The following is a 15,329-nucleotide window of genomic DNA, read 5'->3' as shown; positions in this document are numbered from 1 at the left end:
CTGAGAGCCAAACGCCCCATGCCCCCTGCCCCCTTCAGCGCCAGCCCCGCCGCCGCGCCGCCGCGGCCACTCGAGGGCGTGCGCGTGCTCGACCTCTCGCGCGTGCTCGCCGGCCCTTGGGCAGCACAGATACTGGCCGACTACGGCGCCGACGTGATCAAGGTCGAGCGCCCCGGCTGCGGCGACGACACCCGCGCCTGGGGCCCGCCCTGGTGGGGCGAAGGCGAGCAGCGGCTATCGGCCTACTTCGTCTGCGCCAACCGCGGCAAGCGCTCGGTGGCCATCGACCTGACCCAGCCCGAAGGCATCGAGCAGGTGCGCCAGCTCGCGCGCGAGGCCGACGTGCTGATCGAAAACTACAAAGTCGGCCAACTGGCGCGCTATGGGCTGGATGCGCCCAATCTGCAGGCCCTCAACCCGCGCCTGATCTACTGCTCCATCACCGGCTACGGCCAGACGGGCCCGCTCTCGCCCCGCGCCGGTTACGACTTTGCCATCCAAGCCGAAGGCGGCCTGATGAGCATCACTGGCAACCCCGACGGCGAGCCGCAAAAGGTGGGCGTGGCGGTCTCCGATCTGCTCACCGGCGTCTATGCCTGCAGCGCCATCTTGGCCGCGCTGCACGAGCGCGGGCGCACCGGGCGCGGGCGCGTGATCGACGCCGCCTTGTTCGACGTGCAAGTGGCCATGCTGGCCAACCAAGCCAGCAACCAGCTCATCGGCGCCACCCGGCCCAGCCGCATGGGCAACGCGCACCCCAACATCGTGCCCTACCAGGTTTTTGCCACCCGCGACGGCCACCTCGTGCTGGCCGTGGGCAACGACGCCCAGTTCAGCCGCCTGTGCGAGGCCATCGGCCAGCCGCTGCTGGCGCGCGACCTGCGCTTTGGCACCAACCCGGCGCGGGTGCAACACCGCCAGGAGCTGATCGAGCTCATCGGCCCGGTGCTGCGCCAGCGCGACACCGCCGACTGGCGCGCGCTGCTCGATGCGCTGGGCATCCCCTGCGCCCCCATTTTGGACGTGGCGCAGGTGCTCGAGCACCCACAAGTGGCGGCGCGCGGCCTGATCATCCCCGCGCAAGCGGCGCCGGAGGACGGCGCGCCCGGCACCCCGCCCGCGCTGGCGCACCCGATCCTGCTCGACGGCCAGCGCCCTTGCGCCGCACTGCCCCCACCCACACTCGGCCCCGCGCACACGCACTGGCAGCCGCTGCCGGGCACCTAACCCCCAAACGAGCGCATCAGCCACCCCATGTCCATGACTATGCCCACCCCCACCGCCTGCCCCTTGAGCCTGCTGCGCGACCCCAGCCTGCTCAAAACCGACGCCCTGATCGACGGCCGCTGGGTGCCCGGCAGCCAGCGCTTTGACGTGCACGACCCCGCCACCGGGGCCAAGCTGGCCGATGTCGCCAACCTCGGACCGGCCGAGGCCCAGCAGGCGATCGACGCCGCCCACGCCGCTTGGCCGGCCTGGCGCAACCAAACCGCCAAGCAGCGCAGCCAGATTTTGCGCCGCTGGTTCGAACTGCTGCTGGAGCACCAAGACGATCTGGCGCGGCTCATGACCGCAGAACAAGGCAAACCCTTGGCCGAAACCCGGGGCGAAGTCGCGTATGGGGCCAGCTTCGTCGAATGGTTTGCCGAAGAAGCCAAGCGCGTCAATGGCGAAACCCTGCCGCAGTTTGACCCGAATCGGCGCCTGCTGGTGCTCAAGCAGCCCATCGGCGTCTGCGCCGCCATCACGCCTTGGAACTTTCCGCTGGCCATGATCACGCGCAAAGTGGCGCCGGCGCTGGCGGCGGGCTGCCCGGTGATCGTCAAACCGGCCGAACTCACGCCCCTGACCGCGCTCGCCGCCGCCGAACTGGCCCAGCGCGCCGGCCTGCCGCCGGGCGTGCTCAACGTGCTCAGCGCCGACAGCGCGCGCTCGATCGCCATCGGCCAGGTGCTGTGCGCCAGCGACACCGTGCGCCACCTGAGCTTCACCGGCTCCACCGAAGTCGGGCGCATCCTGATGGCGCAGTGCGCGCCGACGGTGAAAAAGCTCGCGCTCGAACTCGGCGGCAACGCGCCCTTTATCGTCTTTGACGACGCCGACCTCGACAGCGCCGTCGAAGGCGCGCTGGCCAGCAAATACCGCAACGCCGGCCAGACCTGCGTCTGCGCCAACCGCTTTTATGTGCAAGCTGGCATCTACGAAGCCTTTATACAAAAATTCGCGGCCCGGGTCGGCACGCTGCAAGTGGGCAACGGCTTTGCCGAAGGCGTGGCCATCGGGCCGCTGATCGAACCCGCCGCGCTCGACAAGGTGCAGCGCCACCTCGACGACGCGCAGGCCCAAGGGGCGCGCGTGCTGGTGGGTGGGCAGCGCCTGAGCGCGCTGGGCAGCGGCCAGTTTTTTGCCCCCACCGTGCTCGCCGACTGCCACGCCGCCATGCTGTGCGCGCGCGAAGAAACCTTCGGCCCGCTGGCCCCGGTGTTCCGCTTCGAGAGCGAACAAGAAGCCATCGCCGCCGCCAACGCCACCGAATTTGGGCTGGCGAGCTACTTCTACAGCCGCGACGTGGGCCGCATCTGGCGCGTGAGCGAGGCGCTGGAGTACGGCATGGTGGGCGTCAACGTCGGCATCTTGGCCACCGAACACGTGCCCTTTGGCGGAATGAAACAGTCGGGCCTCGGGCGCGAGGGTTCGCACCACGGCATCGACGAATACCTGGAGCTCAAGTACGTCTGCGTGGGTGACGTGCTGCGTTGAACCGCACCTGCGCGGCCCGTCAGACGCGCTCGAGCACCAGCGCGATGCCCTGCCCCACGCCGATGCACATGGTGCACAGGGCATAGCGGCCGCCCGTGGTGTGCAGGCGGTTGACGGCCGTGGTGGCCAACCGCGCCCCGCTGGCTCCCAGCGGATGCCCCAGCGCAATCGCACCGCCCCAAGCATTGACGCGCGGGTCGTCGTCCTGCAGGCCTAGCAGGCGCAGCACCGCCAGGCCTTGGGCCGCGAAGGCTTCGTTGAGTTCGATCACCTCGATTTGCTCCAGCGTCAGCCCGGTCTGGCGCAGCACCTTCTGCGTCGCCGGCACCGGGCCGATGCCCATGAGGCGGGGCGCCACCCCGGCGCTGGCCATGCCGACGATGCGGGCCTTCGGTGTCAGGCCCTGCTGGGCAGCGGTGGCTTCGTCGGCCAGCAGCAAGGCGCACGAACCGTCGTTGACGCCGCTGGCGTTGCCGGCCGTGACGCTGCCATCGGGCCGCACCACGCCCTTGAGCTTGGCCAGCGCCTCGAGGCTGGTTTTGCGCGGGTGCTCGTCGGTATCGACGACGACCGGGTCGCCCTTCTTTTGCGCGATGACAACGGGGCAGATCTCGCGCGCTAAGTGGCCGGCCTCGATGGCGGCCACGGCCTTGAGCTGGCTGGCCAGGGCCATGCGGTCTTGGGCTTCGCGCTCGATCTGGAATTCCAGCGCCACGTTCTCGGCGGTCTCTGGCATGGAGTCCACGCCGTACTTGTCTTTCATCAGCTTGTTGATGAAGCGCCAGCCAATCGTGGTGTCGTACACCGCGTTGGCGCGGCTGTAGGCGCTTTCGGCCTTGGGCATGACGAACGGCGCGCGGCTCATGCTCTCGACGCCACCGGCGATCATCAGCGTGGCTTCGCCGGCCTTGATGGCGCGCGCAGCGCTGCCCACGGCATCGAGGCCCGAGCCGCACAGGCGGTTGATCGTCGCCGCAGCCACCTCGAGCGGCAGACCCGCCAGCAGGCTGCTCATGCGAGCGACGTTGCGGTTGTCTTCGCCGGCCTGATTGGCGCAGCCATAGAGCACGTCGGTCACAGCAGCCCAGTCCACTTTGGGGTTGCGCGCCATCAGCGCCTTGAGCGGAATGGCGCCCAGGTCGTCGGTGCGCACCGACGCTAGGGCGCCGCCGTAGCGGCCGATGGGGGTGCGGATGGCGTCGCAGATGTAGGCTTGGGTCATGTGCAATCTCCGTCAGGGTTTAGGGCACGAGCAAAGGCGTGAGGTCGGCCAGAGGCGCTCAAGCGGGTGGGGGGCGGGCTGCCGGTGCCGAGGGCCTCATGGGTCGGTGGGATTACCATGGGATGGCCCTGTCGCCCAGGGCTGACTTGCAAAGGCCATTGTTGCTGATTGGCCGATAGACGTGAAAAAGCCCGGACCTTGCGGTACCGGGCTTTGATCGTTTGTTGGTCGGCGTGGCGGGATTCGAACTCGCGACCCCTTGCACCCCATGCAAGTGCGCTACCAGGCTGCGCTACACGCCGAAGGTCAAATTCTAGCATGCTGCGAAGGACTGCTGCGCGCAGCCTCCCGGGAACGCTAGCACGGCTGGTCCAACAAACGGCGTATCGCCAGCAGCTCGGTGCGCACGGTGGCCCAGTTGGTCAAGGCCTGGGTGGAACCCACCGCAGCTTCTTCGTTGTCGGCGGGGTCAAAATCCGGGGAATTTTCGTGCTCCAGCTCCATGTGCGCCAAGGTGCAAGCCCCGCTGCGGCGCTGCTCGCGCTCCTGTTGCACCTGTTCTTGCAAGCGGTTGCGAGCACCCTGGATGGTGAAACCCTGCTCGTACAGCAGCTCGCGGATGCGGCGGATCATCAACACCTCGTGGTGCTGGTAGTAACGCCGGTTGCCGCGCCGCTTCATCGGGCGCAGTTGCGTGAACTCCTGCTCCCAATAACGCAGCACGTGCGGCTTGACGCCACACAGCTCGCCCACCTCACCGATGGTGAAGTAGCGTTTGGCCGGGATGGGAGGCAGCTCCGTGATCATGGCGTATCAGCGTTCTAAATCGTAAAGCTGCGAATCTACCCGAAGCGCGGGCCAAAGCATAGGCTGCCGGGCCCAGAAAAACCCGCAGCTTGCACAAAATCGCCTATTGCCATCACGCTGCAAGGGTTATCAAAAAAGACTTGCGCAGTTTAGTGCGAATCATTATCATCCGCCCAATCCCTCAGGAGCCCATCCATGATCGTCTGTGTATGCCGCCGGGTCAGTGACAAGACCATCGCCGCCTGCGCCCAGCAAGGCGAAGGCTTCGACGCCATCCAGTTCGAGCACGGCGTGGGGACCCAGTGCGGCCAGTGCGTGCACACGGCGCAGCGCATCTGGTCGGAGTGCCACCCAAGCCAGCGTTTGCTGCATTTGCACCAAGAGCTGGCTGCGGCAAGCCCGGGCTAAACCGCCACACAGCCTGCACCCTTAACAGACGAACGCTCACCGCCCACGCACACCATCGAGGTTAAGCACCATGTGGCTCAGCTTGTTGCTCCCTTTGCTCATCACCTCCGCAGTGGCTTGGTGGCTGCTGCGGCGCTGACCTCTTTCAGCTGCCCACCCTCGAGCCACAGCACGCGCTGCGCCAGCCGGCGCACCAAGCTGCGGTCGTGCGCCACCAGCAGCACCGCTGCCCCCGAACCCGCCAGCAGCTGCGGCAGATCGTCGAGCAGCGCCAGCGTGGTGACGCTATCCAAGGCCGAAAACGGTTCGTCGAGCAGCAGCACCTCGGGCTGCGCCAGCAGCGCCCGCGCCAGCACCACGCGCTGGCACTGGCCGCCCGAGAGCTGATGCGGCCGGCGCTGCTGCGCGCTGGCGGGCAACCCCAGCCGCTCCAGCATCTGCGCGGCGGTGGCGCGCTGCTGCCCGGGCGCACCCAGCCCAAAGCCTTCCAGCGGCTCCAGTGCGCTCTCGAGCGCGCTGCGGTAGGGGCTGAGCGCCAGTTGCGGCTCTTGCCAGACGTATTGGATCGCGCGGCGCTGCGCGCGTGTGCGCGCGCTCGGCAGCACTTGAGCGCGCCAGCGCAGCTCGCCGCTATCAAAGGGCTGCAAGCCGGCCAAGCAGCGCGCCAAGGTTGACTTGCCGCTGCCCGAGCGCCCCAACAAGCCGACGACCTCGCCCGGCGCCAGCTGAAGTGCAACGCCATCGAGCACCGGCGCCTGCCCCGCATAGGCGCAGCGCAGCGCTTGGGCAGAGAGCACGGGTTGCGGCGCCATCATCTGCTAGCCTCCCGCTTGCAGCACCTGGGCGGCGCGCAGCAGGGCTTGCCCGGCGGCGCTGGCCGGGGCGCGCATGAAAGCCGCCACCTGCGCCGCTTCGACCAGGCGCCCGTGTTCGAGCACCGCGATCTGCTCGCAATGCTGCGCCACGATGCGCAAGTCGTGCGTGATCAGCACCAGCGCGCAGCCGGTTTGCTGCTGCATCAGCGCCAGCGCCTGCAGCACCTCGGCCGCTGTGTCTGAGTCGAGGCTGCTGGTGGGCTCGTCGGCCCACACCAGTTGCGGGCGCAGCAGCAAGGCCATGGCGATCAGCACGCGCTGCTGCATGCCGCCGCTGAGCTGGCCGGCGTGCTGGCGCAGCACCGGCTGCGCCTCGAGCCCGACTTGCTCGAGCGCCGCCACAATCTCGGCCGGCCCGGCGCCGACCCGAGCCGCGCATTGGCGCAATTGCCAGCCAACCGACAACATCGGGTCAAGCAAGGCCCCGGGGCTTTGAAAGATCAAAAACTGCCCCAGTCCGCGCTGCCGGTGGCGCTGCGCCGGCGTGAGCCGCAGCAGATCAGTGCCCTGCCAGGCGAGGCCCCCGACGCCACGCGCAACGGCGGTGCCAGCAGCCCCATGAGGGTGTGTGCGAGCAGCGATTTGCCGGCCCCGCTGCTGCCGACCACGGCCAGCCGTTGGCCAGCCTGAATGCGCAGGCTGAGCGCATGCAACAGCGTGGTGGTGCCAGACTGCACGCTCAAGTGCTGGATGTCGAGCAAGGGTGGGTGCGGCGCTTGCATGGGCTCACCAGCGCAGCACGGCGCGGTTGTCAATCTGGGTGCGCAAGCCCTCGCCCAGCAGGTTGAACACCAGCGCTGTGAGCAGCAGCGCCAGCCCTGGGCCCCAGAGCAAATGCGGTGCGGTCTGGAAAAACGGCCGCGCTTCGCTCAGCATCAGGCCCCACTCGGGTGTCGGGGGCTGGGCCCCGAGCCCGAGAAAGCTCAGGCTGGCGAGGGCCAAGATCACGCCCGCGGTCTCGAGGCTGGTCAGCACCGCCAGCGGCCCCAGCAGCGGCGGCAGCAGCGCCGGCCCGAGCACGCCGATCACGGCCAGCGCCAGCACCAGCGTGGGGAAGGCCAACAGCACATCGGCGCTGCGCATGAGCACGGCGTCGAGCCAGCGCCAGCGCGCCGACTGCGCGCTCACGGCCGCCGCCAAGCCCCAGACCAAGGCCAACAGGCACAGCGCCGCCGCCGCCAACAGCGCCGCCCCAAGCGACACCCGCGCCGCCCAAACCACCCGCGACCAAACGCAGCGCCCCAGCACATCGGTGCCCAGCCAATGCTGCGCCGACGGCGGCTCGAGCCGGCGCAACCAATCTTGGGCCAGCGGGTCGTGCGGCGCCCACAGGCCGGGCCAAAGCACGCCGCTGAGCAAGAGCAGCAGCAGCGCCAGCCCGGTGTACAGACCCCAGGGTCTGGCGCTCATGGCTGCAGCCCTAGGCTGGCGCGCAGGCGCGGGTCGAGCGCGGCGGCGAGCAGATCGGCCACCAAGTTGACCAGCACATAGACCACCCCCATGGCCAGCAGATAGGCTTGCAGGACGGGGAAGTCGCGCTCGGCGATGGCCTCGAGCACCAGCCGCCCCAGCCCGGGCCAGCCAAAAATGCGCTCGACGATCACCACCCCGCCCAACAGCACGCCAAAAGTATGGGCCCAGAGCGTGATGCTGGGCACCAGGGTGCCGGGCAAAATGCGCGTCAGCAGCAGTTGCGCCGGCCCCAGCCCTTGGGCCAGCGCCAGCTTGAACGGCGCTGCGCTCATGACTTGCAGCGCGCGCTCGCGGATGAGCCGACTGGCCGGTGCCGCCACCCCCAACGCCAGCACCGCCGCCGGCAGCCACAGATCGCGCAGCTCCCCTTGGCCCAAGACCCGCACCCAGCCCCACTGAACGGCAAAAAAGTGCAAGGCCAACAAGGCCAGCCAAAAGCCCGGCAGCGCCACCAGCAGCAGCGTCAGAACGCGCCAACTGGCTGCCGCCCATGGGCTGCGCGCCAAGGCCGCGGCCAGCCCCAAGCCCACAGCCAGCGGCATGGCCAGCGCCAGCGCGCTCAGCGCCAGCAGCAGGCTGGGGCCAAAATGGGCCATGATCTTGGGGCCCACCGGGCGCCCGCTGGCGATCGAGTGCCCCCAATCGCCCTGCAGCACCGCTTGCAGCCAGCGCCAGTAGCGCTCGGCCAGCGTGCCGTCGAGCCCGAGCTGCTGGCGCAAAGCCGCTGCGTTTTCTGGGGTGAGCACGATGCCGGCGCGCATGGCTTCGAGCGCCACCGGGTCGCCTGGGGCCAGCGCCACCAAGGCAAAAGCCAGCATCGACATCGCCAGCAGCAACGGCGGCAACCACAGCAGGCGCTGCCAGATCGCCGCCCGCATCAGCGCGCCCCGTTTGGCAGCAGCGCGGCGCCGTAGTCGATCCAGTCGCGGTGCTCGGACATCGTCAGCCGCACCCCGGGGCGCGAGAGCACAAACTGCGGCACCAGCAGGATCGGGATGGCAGCCAGCGCCTCGTCGATGACGATGCGGTGCGCGCGCCGCACCGCATCGAGGCGCTGGGCGGCGTCGGCGCTGGCGCGGGCGGCGTCCAAGGCCCGATCCAGCGCCGCCCCGGCTGCCATGTGGCGGTAGCCGCGCCACGGCGTTTGGCTGTGAAACAGGTTGTAGAGCAAAAAGGTGGGGTCAAGGTTGGTGTTGCCCGCCAGTTCCACAAACAGATCGCCCGCCCCCGGCTCCAAGAAGCGCTGGCTGTACAGGGCAGAGTCGTCAACGGCCACGATTTCGAGCGCGATACCCACCGCGCGCAACATCTGTTGCAGCAGCTCTGGGAACGGGGCCACGGCGGCCAAGTTGGGGAACGCCGCCACCAAGCGCAGGCGCAGCAGCTCGCCGTTGCGCTGGCGCAAGCCATCGGGCCCGAGCGTCCAGCCGGCCGCTTCCAGCAGGGCACGCGCTTGCACCGGGTCGTGGCCCCAGCCTTGCACGTGCGCGCCTAGGCCAAACATCCAGTCGGGCAGCAGGCCGCGCGCCACCACCCCATGACCGCCGTAGAGCACCCGCGCCACCGCCTCCCGGTCTATGCTCAGCGCCAGCGCGCGGCGCAAGCGTGGGTCTGCGAGCCGGGCAAAGGGCGGCTGGCCGTGCAGGCGGTGTGCAGCACGCGCTCGCCTTTGCGGTCGTGGCAGCGCAAGGCCACAGCGGCCAGCGGGCGGCCGTCTAGGCGCAGCTCAAGTGGTAACTGGGTGCGCGGCCGCAGGCGCGTCGGGTCGCGCAGCGGCAGCAGCTCGAGCCGCTGCCCGAGCGCGCGCAGCGGGCGCCAGGTGCTGGCCGCGCCGGCGCTGCCGGCGGCACGCACATAGGCCTTGGCCTCTTTGGCGTAGCGCTCGCGCCACGGCTCGCCGCGTGCCCGCTGTGCGCTCCAGAGCGCGCGCAGCTCGGCACTGGGCTGCACTTCGTCCAGATAGCGCTCGACGCCTTCGGGCTCGATCTCGATCAGGCGCGCGGCGCAAGCCAGCTGCACGCACACCAAGCCGGGCTCCAAGGGCCCCATGTGGGTGACGGCGCGGGCGCGTTGGCGTCGCCAGCCCCAGGCGCGCTGCACCAAGCCACTGACCGTGCTCAGGCGCAGGCTGCGCTGGCGGCGCTGCTTGGGCGCCACCAGCGCTTGCAGGCCATGGCCCGACGACAGCTGCAGCTGCAGCGGCTGGTGCAGCACGGGGCGCAGCTGCAGCGGCTGCACCCAGGTGTCGTGGGCCCAAGCCGGTGCCACCCCAGCCAGCCACAGGGCCAAGCCGAGCAGCAGCCCCGAGCCCAAGGATGCCCAGGAAGGCGCGTGGTGGGCGGTGCGCATCAAAACGGCACCCGGTACGAGACTTCGAGCGCCCGTGGCTCGCCGAGCAGCGCTTGTGCGCCGCCGCCATAGGAGCGTGACAGGTACACCCGGTCGGTGGCGTTGCGCAGGTGCAGCGCCAGCTCGCCGGCGCCGATCCATTGCGCCACGCTCAAATCGAGCGCGGTGTAGGACGGTAGCATCACGGTGTTGGCGTTGTCGCCCCAGCGCTGGCCCACGTGGCGCACCTAGGCCCAGCCGTTTTGCAGGGTGCCACCAAGGTCTAAGCCCAGGTTGTGCGCCTGCCAGCGGTCGGTGGACACAAACAGTTCGCGCCGCGGCAGCCCATCGACAGACTTGGCCACAAAGTTCACGGCGCCGGTCACCGTGCCCAGCCCATGCAAGACCGAGGCCGGCCCTTTGATGACCTCGATGTGGTCGTAAACAAAGGTGCCCCGGGGCGACATGGCCAAGCCCGGGTAGCGCAAAACGTCAAACAAAAACGGCACACTCAGCGCCTGCGCAAAGCCGCGCATCGTGACGCACGTAAAACCAAAGCACTGCCCGCTGAGCACCCCGGGCGCCGTGGCCAAGGCTTGCTGCGTGGTGCGCAAGCCGCGCTCGTTCATCTGCTCGCTGGTGATCGAGGTGGGCGTGCAGGGTGGCGACCGAGTACTCGTGGTGCTCGTGCTGCAGGTCGGTCAGGCGCGTGGATAACTGGCGCCGGTGGTGGTCGTAGACGTAGCTCATGACCGCCACACAAGGCTGCTCGGGATGCGCGCGCAAGCGTGCGGCACCCAGGTCGTGGCGCAGCAGGTCGCGAAAGGCCTCCGAGCGGTTGGCGTAGCCGCGCTCGAGCACCAAGGCGTCGAAGGCGTCGGCCAAATCGTCGTCGAGCGACATGGTCAGGCGCTTCATGGTGGCCGCCCTCAGCCTCTCAACCCCAGCGCGGCGATGCCGGCCTTGGCGATCTGCGCGTCTTCGGGCGACTTGACGCCGCTCACGCCCACCGCGCCCAAGCATTGCCCGTCTTTGAAGATCGGCACGCCGCCTTCGAGCATGCCCTGCAGCGTGGGCGCGCTCAGAAACGAGGTGCGCCCTTGGTTGATCACGTCTTCGTAGGCCTTGCTCTCGCGCCGCCCGAGCGCGGCGGTGTGCGCCTTGGCCATCGCGATTTGCGCCGAAATAGGCGGCGCACCATCGAGGCGCTGAAGCCACAATGCGTGGCCGCCGTCGTCCACCACGGCGATGGTCACCGCCCAGTGGTTTTTGAGCGCCTCGGCCTCGGCGGCGGCAGCAACGGCCTTGACGTCGGCCAGATCGAGTGCGGATTTGCTTTTCATGAACTTTCCTTGCAATGGTTGACTCTATGCAGCCTCAGGCTGAGGGTTGATCTGCACTTTCCAGTGCACATTATCTGCCCGTCGGCGCTAGAATCTGCTGCGAACCTTATAGGAGTTTTGCCACATGAACCAACCCACCCAATCTTGGGGCCGCTTCGGCGCCCCTACCGTATCGGCCGAGCAGCGCAACCGCGTGTTGCGCAACACCTACTGGCTGCTCGCCCTGAGCATGCTGCCCACTGTGTTGGGTGCTTGGGTGGGCATGGCCACGGGCATCACCGCCTCGCTAGGCGGCGTGACGGGCTTGGTGGTGTTCTTGGCTGGGGCCTTTGGCTTCATGTACGCGATCCATAAGACCAAGGATTCGGCCCTTGGTGTGCCGCTGCTGCTGGCCTTCACCTTCTTCATGGGCCTGATGCTCTCGCGCCTGTTGGCGATGGTGCTGGGCTTTCAGAACGGCACCAGCTTGGTGATGACGGCTTTTGCCGGCACCGCCGGCGTGTTTGTGGTCATGTCGAGCCTCTCGACCGTGATCAAGCGCGACCTCGAAGGCTTGGGCAAGTGGCTGTTCATGGGCGTGCTGGTGCTGATCGCTGGCATGGTGATCAACATCTTTGTCGGCAGCCCGATCTGGATGGCGGTTTTGAGCACCATGGCGATCGGCATTTTCAGCGCGCTGTTGCTGGTGGACCTCAAGCGCATCGTCGATGGTGGCGAGACCAACTACATCATGGCCACCATGGGCATTTACCTGAGCCTGTTCAACATCTTCCAGAGCCTGCTGATTTTGCTGGGCCTGATGGGCGGCGAGGAGTGATCTGTGGCGCAGGGGGCGTGCGGGCTTGCTTCCGCCTGCCTTCTGCTTGCACTCAGACTGCACCGAAGGTGCGCCTCATGGGCAATCTCGGTGCAGCTTGAATGAGCAATCTGGGGGGCCTTGTGCCCCCTTTTTTCTTGGCCCGTCAGCGGCTTTAAGGCCGACAATGCCTTCCACCATGTCCATCCACCCTGCAATCTCGCTCCTGCCCCGCTGGAGATGGCTCGCCCTCCTGCCGGCCTTTTTTCTGCTCAGCGGCTGCGAGATGCTGGGGCTGGAAACCCCCGGTATGGCCACGCAGCGCCAAGCCGCCGAGGCGCGCGCCGTGGGCGCTGCCTGCCGCCACGCGGTGCGCAGCATCGAAGACTGCTTTGCCTCCAACCCGCGCATGTCGAGGGCCGAAATTTTTGAGGGGTGGCGCGAAATGGACCAGCACATGCGCGATAACGAAATCCCGGGCATGCCGCAACAACCCGCTCCGCCTCCAGCCAACCCGACCGAGCAGATCTTGCCTGTGTCACCGGCTGGGGCAGTGGCTCCGGCACCCGCTGCGCCTCCGGCGGCCGCCCCGCGTGCTCCGGGCGCTCCAGCTGCAGTGGGCGCCGCCCCGGCTGCCCCGGCACCCTCGCCGGCGCAGCGGCCTGCAACACCAAGCACGCCCGGCGGGGCCACACCGGGTACGGTCGCCTTGCCACCGCGCCCTGGGCTTACACCCCCAGCGCCGCCTGCGCCCGCTGCGCCCAACCCGGCAGGCGCCCCTGCAGCGCCGGCGCGCTAAGCGAGAATCCTGGTGGCGCCTCAGCCGCCAGCCACGCGCTCGAACACCGCCATGCTCTCCACGTGCGCGGTGTGGGCAAACATGTTCACCACCCCAACCGCCGTGCAGCGGTAGCCCGCTTGGTGCACCAGCAGGCCGGCGTCGCGCGCCAGCGTGGCCGGGTTGCAGCTCACGTACACGATGCGCTGTGGGGGGCGCCAATCGAGTGCGCCGGCGACGGTTACGTGTGCTGCGGCGTCATTGGCCACACTGGCCTGCGCCTGCTGCCAGTCGGCCAGCGCTTTGACGAGCGCAAAGGCGCCCTCGCGCGGCGGGTCCACCAGCCATTTGTCGGCCACGCCATCAGCGCACAGCTGCTGCGGCGTGAGCTCGAACAGGTTGCGCGCCTCGAACCGGGTGGGGGCCAACCCACCGCGCAGGCTTTGGTTCTCGGCCCAGTTGCTTTGGGCACGCGCCACCAGCGCCGCGCTGCCCTCGATGCCCAGCACCTCACGCGCTTGGGTGGCCAGCGGCAGGGTGAAGTTGCCCAAGCCGCAGAACCAGTCGATCACGCGCTCGTGGGCTTGCGGTGCCAGCAGGCGCACAGCACGCCCCACCAGCACGCGGTTGATGTGCGGGTTGACTTGGGTGAAATCGGTGGGCCTAAAAGGCATGCGCAGCCCGAATTCGGACAAGGCGTAGTCTAGGCGCGGCAGATCGGCGGACTCATCCAGCAAATGCACGCTGTCGGGGCCCTTGGGCTGCAGCCACCACTGGATCGGGGATTCGGGCGTGCTGTGGCTAAGTGCAAAAGCGCGCAAACGCGCGCAGTCGGCAGCGCTTAAGGGTTGCAGATGGCGCAGCACCAGCGCCGTGAGCGCATCGCCCACCGCCAGCTCGATCTGCGGGCAGGTTTCGCGCGCGTCCATGGCCCCGAACAGCTCGCGCAAGGGCAGCAGCAGCGCGCTCACCTGCGGCGCCAGCACCGGGCAGACGCGCATATCGGCCACATAGCGGCTCTTGCGCTCATGAAAGCCCACCAGCACCTGCGCTTTTTTGGCCACATAGCGCACCGACAGGCGGGCGCGGTAGCGGTAGCCCCAAGCCGGGCCGACGATCGGCGGCAAAATGGATTCAGGCCGCACCTTGGCCAGGTGCCACAAGTTGTCTTCGAGCACGCGCTGCTTCATCGCCACCTGCGCCCCGGGCTCTAGGTGCTGCATCTTGCAGCCGCCGCAGGCCCCGGCGTGCAAGCCAAAATGCGGGCAACGCGGGCGCACGCGCAGGGCCGATTCGCGGTGGATGGCGAGCAGATCGGCCTGCTCCCACTGGTTTTTGCTGCGCCGCGTGTGCGCGCTCACCCACTCGGTAGGCAGGGCGCCGTCGATGAACACCACCTTGCCATCGGGGCGCCGCGCCACGCCTTGGGCATCGAGGTCCATGGCATCGACGCACAGCCAAGTGGAAACCGGCAGCGCGCTGGGCGCCCCCGCAACCGGTGCCGGGCCGGCAGCAGGTGAAGTGCTGGCGGCGGGCGCTGGTTCGGGCTCGGAGCGATCGTGGGCGCAGGCAGGGTTTGGTTGGGCCGCTGGGGCCAGAGCGAGTGCCATCAACGCCGGGGCAAAAAAGCCGACGGGTCGACCGGACGACCTTGGCGCCGCACCTCAAAGTGCAGCTTGACCCGGTCGGCGTCGCTGCTGCCCATGTCGGCGATGCGCTGCCCCTGGCGCACCATCTGGTCTTCGCGCACCAGCAGCGCCTGGTTGTGCGCGTAGGCGGTGAGGAAGGTGTTGTTGTGCTTGATGATCACCAGATTGCCGTAACCGCGCAGTCCCGACCCCGCATACACCACCCGGCCCGCTGCCGCCGCCAGCACCGGGTCACCGGCGCGGCCTGCAATGCCGATGCCCTTGTTGCGCGATTCGTCAAAGGATTCGATCACCGGCCCGGCCGCAGGCCAGATCAGGCTGATGGTTTCCGCAGCACCGGCGGCTGGTGCAGGGGCTGCAGCCACCGGAGCCACCTCAGCAGGTGCTGCCCGGGGCTGCTCGGGTGCAGCAGCTGGGGTGGGGTCAGTGAGCGGCCGACCTTGGACGCTCGGGGTGGCCACCGGCGCTGCCGTGGTCCCGGCTGCGCCCGGTGCAGGGGTGGCCCCAGCGGGCGCAGCGGCCACAGCCCCAGGCGGACGAGCCGCCGCCGACACCACCACAGGCGGTGCCACGCGCAACACCTGCCCAACCTCGATCCGGTCTGGGTTGGTGATGCCGTTCCAGGCAGCGATGTCGCGCCAGCTTTGGCCCGTTTCAAGGCCAATGCGGATCAAGGTGTCGCCGGGGCGCACGGTGTAAAAGCCCGGCAGGCCGGCGTTTTCGGCACCAGGCGGCAGCGGAGCCGCCGCGGCGCGCACCGTGGGTTGCGGGCTGCGTTCGGTCACAGGAGCGCGTTGGGCCGTGGGTGCGGCGCACCCGAGCAGCGCCAGCGCCACCGCCGCCACACCGCCCCAAGCGACCGCGCGCCCTAAACCCATTCCTGCCCAGCG

19 protein-coding genes, 1 tRNA gene and 1 pseudogene are annotated in these 15,329 nt (G+C 68.8%); 5 read left to right on the top strand and 16 right to left on the bottom strand.

Going from position 1 to position 15,329, the window contains the following annotated elements; genetic code table 11:
- Positions 1 to 18: 18 nt before the first annotated feature.
- Together SMCB_RS03800 and SMCB_RS03795 are read left to right on the top strand one after the other, a co-directional pair.
- Positions 19 to 1,227 carry a CaiB/BaiF CoA transferase family protein gene (locus SMCB_RS03800; RefSeq protein WP_045535190.1) on the top strand — a complete coding sequence of 403 codons (1,209 nt, stop codon included), beginning with the start codon at positions 19 to 21 and terminating at the stop codon, positions 1,225 to 1,227.
- Positions 1,228 to 1,266: 39 nt separating this feature from the next.
- Positions 1,267 to 2,760, top strand: coding sequence for an NAD-dependent succinate-semialdehyde dehydrogenase (locus SMCB_RS03795; protein WP_144400371.1), 1,494 nt, complete (start codon positions 1,267 to 1,269; stop codon positions 2,758 to 2,760).
- 19 nt (positions 2,761 to 2,779) lie between these two features.
- Here the strand turns inward: SMCB_RS03795 and pcaF are convergent, their stop codons facing one another.
- The 3 genes from pcaF to SMCB_RS03780 all read right to left on the bottom strand — a co-directional run bounded on the left by pcaF (position 2,780) and on the right by SMCB_RS03780 (position 4,789).
- A complete protein-coding gene (gene pcaF, locus SMCB_RS03790) occupies positions 2,780 to 3,982 on the bottom strand; it encodes a 3-oxoadipyl-CoA thiolase (RefSeq protein ID WP_045535186.1) in 1,203 nt (400 codons plus the stop codon).
- A gap of 225 nt (positions 3,983 to 4,207) precedes the next feature.
- A tRNA-Pro gene (locus SMCB_RS03785) sits at positions 4,208 to 4,284 on the bottom strand.
- Between the two features lie 55 nt (positions 4,285 to 4,339).
- Positions 4,340 to 4,789, bottom strand: a complete 450-nt coding sequence (locus SMCB_RS03780; RefSeq protein WP_045535184.1) for a MerR family transcriptional regulator — start codon at positions 4,787 to 4,789, stop codon at positions 4,340 to 4,342.
- Positions 4,790 to 4,984: 195 nt separating this feature from the next.
- Between SMCB_RS03780 and SMCB_RS03775 the strand changes: the two genes are divergently transcribed.
- A complete protein-coding gene (locus tag SMCB_RS03775; protein ID WP_045535182.1) occupies positions 4,985 to 5,197 on the top strand; it encodes a (2Fe-2S)-binding protein in 213 nt (70 codons plus the stop codon).
- Positions 5,198 to 5,298: 101 nt separating this feature from the next.
- Here the strand turns inward: SMCB_RS03775 and SMCB_RS03770 are convergent, their stop codons facing one another.
- From SMCB_RS03770 to SMCB_RS03725, 11 genes and pseudogenes are all read right to left on the bottom strand, one after another.
- On the bottom strand, positions 5,299 to 6,012 hold the full coding sequence (locus SMCB_RS03770) for an ABC transporter ATP-binding protein (protein ID WP_052468401.1): 714 nt from the start codon (positions 6,010 to 6,012) through the stop codon (positions 5,299 to 5,301).
- Positions 6,013 to 6,015: 3 nt separating this feature from the next.
- Positions 6,016 to 6,528 (bottom strand): ATP-binding cassette domain-containing protein, encoded by a 513-nt coding sequence (locus SMCB_RS13180; RefSeq protein ID WP_420834905.1) that lies wholly within the window; start codon positions 6,526 to 6,528, stop codon positions 6,016 to 6,018.
- A complete protein-coding gene (locus SMCB_RS13175; protein WP_052468399.1) occupies positions 6,513 to 6,794 on the bottom strand; it encodes an ATP-binding cassette domain-containing protein in 282 nt (93 codons plus the stop codon). Before SMCB_RS13175 ends, SMCB_RS13180 begins: the two co-directional genes overlap by 16 nt.
- A gap of 4 nt (positions 6,795 to 6,798) precedes the next feature.
- Positions 6,799 to 7,482 carry an ABC transporter permease gene (locus SMCB_RS03760; RefSeq protein ID WP_045535181.1) on the bottom strand — a complete coding sequence of 228 codons (684 nt, stop codon included), beginning with the start codon at positions 7,480 to 7,482 and terminating at the stop codon, positions 6,799 to 6,801.
- The gene (locus SMCB_RS03755; protein ID WP_045535179.1) at positions 7,479 to 8,423 is read right to left on the bottom strand and encodes an ABC transporter permease; all 945 of its coding nucleotides are present in this window, start codon (positions 8,421 to 8,423) and stop codon (positions 7,479 to 7,481) included. Before SMCB_RS03755 ends, SMCB_RS03760 begins: the two co-directional genes overlap by 4 nt.
- A complete protein-coding gene (locus tag SMCB_RS03750) occupies positions 8,423 to 9,148 on the bottom strand; it encodes an ABC transporter substrate-binding protein (protein WP_052468398.1) in 726 nt (241 codons plus the stop codon). Before SMCB_RS03750 ends, SMCB_RS03755 begins: the two co-directional genes overlap by 1 nt.
- Positions 9,127 to 9,894, bottom strand: coding sequence for a DUF4198 domain-containing protein (locus SMCB_RS03745; RefSeq protein ID WP_144400262.1), 768 nt, complete (start codon positions 9,892 to 9,894; stop codon positions 9,127 to 9,129). The genes SMCB_RS03750 and SMCB_RS03745 overlap by 22 nt, the downstream gene beginning before the upstream one ends.
- Entirely contained in the window at positions 9,894 to 10,121 is a 228-nt protein-coding gene (locus SMCB_RS12670; RefSeq protein ID WP_045535176.1) for a TonB-dependent receptor, read from the bottom strand. The genes SMCB_RS03745 and SMCB_RS12670 overlap by 1 nt, the downstream gene beginning before the upstream one ends.
- Positions 10,122 to 10,469 (bottom strand): annotated as a pseudogene (locus tag SMCB_RS03735) (hypothetical protein); the annotation flags it as partial. It abuts the gene before it with no gap.
- Positions 10,366 to 10,791 (bottom strand): nickel-responsive transcriptional regulator NikR, encoded by a 426-nt coding sequence (gene nikR / locus SMCB_RS03730; RefSeq protein WP_082027209.1) that lies wholly within the window; start codon positions 10,789 to 10,791, stop codon positions 10,366 to 10,368. The pseudogene SMCB_RS03735 and the gene nikR, both read right to left, overlap by 104 nt.
- Positions 10,792 to 10,802: 11 nt before the next feature.
- Complete coding sequence (locus tag SMCB_RS03725) at positions 10,803 to 11,216, bottom strand: GlcG/HbpS family heme-binding protein (protein ID WP_045535172.1); 414 nt, start codon at positions 11,214 to 11,216, stop codon at positions 10,803 to 10,805.
- A gap of 124 nt (positions 11,217 to 11,340) precedes the next feature.
- Between SMCB_RS03725 and SMCB_RS03720 the strand changes: the two genes are divergently transcribed.
- The gene (locus tag SMCB_RS03720; protein ID WP_045535170.1) at positions 11,341 to 12,033 is read left to right on the top strand and encodes a Bax inhibitor-1 family protein; all 693 of its coding nucleotides are present in this window, start codon (positions 11,341 to 11,343) and stop codon (positions 12,031 to 12,033) included.
- Positions 12,034 to 12,211: 178 nt separating this feature from the next.
- Positions 12,212 to 12,811, top strand: a complete 600-nt coding sequence (locus tag SMCB_RS12935; RefSeq protein WP_197539314.1) for a hypothetical protein — start codon at positions 12,212 to 12,214, stop codon at positions 12,809 to 12,811.
- Between the two features lie 20 nt (positions 12,812 to 12,831).
- Here SMCB_RS12935 and rlmD read toward each other — a convergent pair whose 3' ends face one another.
- On the bottom strand, positions 12,832 to 14,400 hold the full coding sequence (gene rlmD, locus SMCB_RS03710) for a 23S rRNA (uracil(1939)-C(5))-methyltransferase RlmD (protein ID WP_082027208.1): 1,569 nt from the start codon (positions 14,398 to 14,400) through the stop codon (positions 12,832 to 12,834).
- A complete protein-coding gene (locus SMCB_RS03705) occupies positions 14,400 to 15,317 on the bottom strand; it encodes a peptidoglycan DD-metalloendopeptidase family protein (protein ID WP_045535168.1) in 918 nt (305 codons plus the stop codon). Before SMCB_RS03705 ends, rlmD begins: the two co-directional genes overlap by 1 nt.
- Positions 15,318 to 15,329 lie beyond the last annotated feature (12 nt).

It is taken from the genome of Serpentinimonas maccroryi (assembly GCF_000828915.1).
In the GTDB taxonomy this organism is placed as follows: domain Bacteria; phylum Pseudomonadota; class Gammaproteobacteria; order Burkholderiales; family Burkholderiaceae_C; genus Serpentinimonas; species Serpentinimonas maccroryi.
The sequence above is the reverse complement of the archived record's forward strand: the minus strand, read 5'-3'. Positions and strand labels throughout refer to the sequence as shown.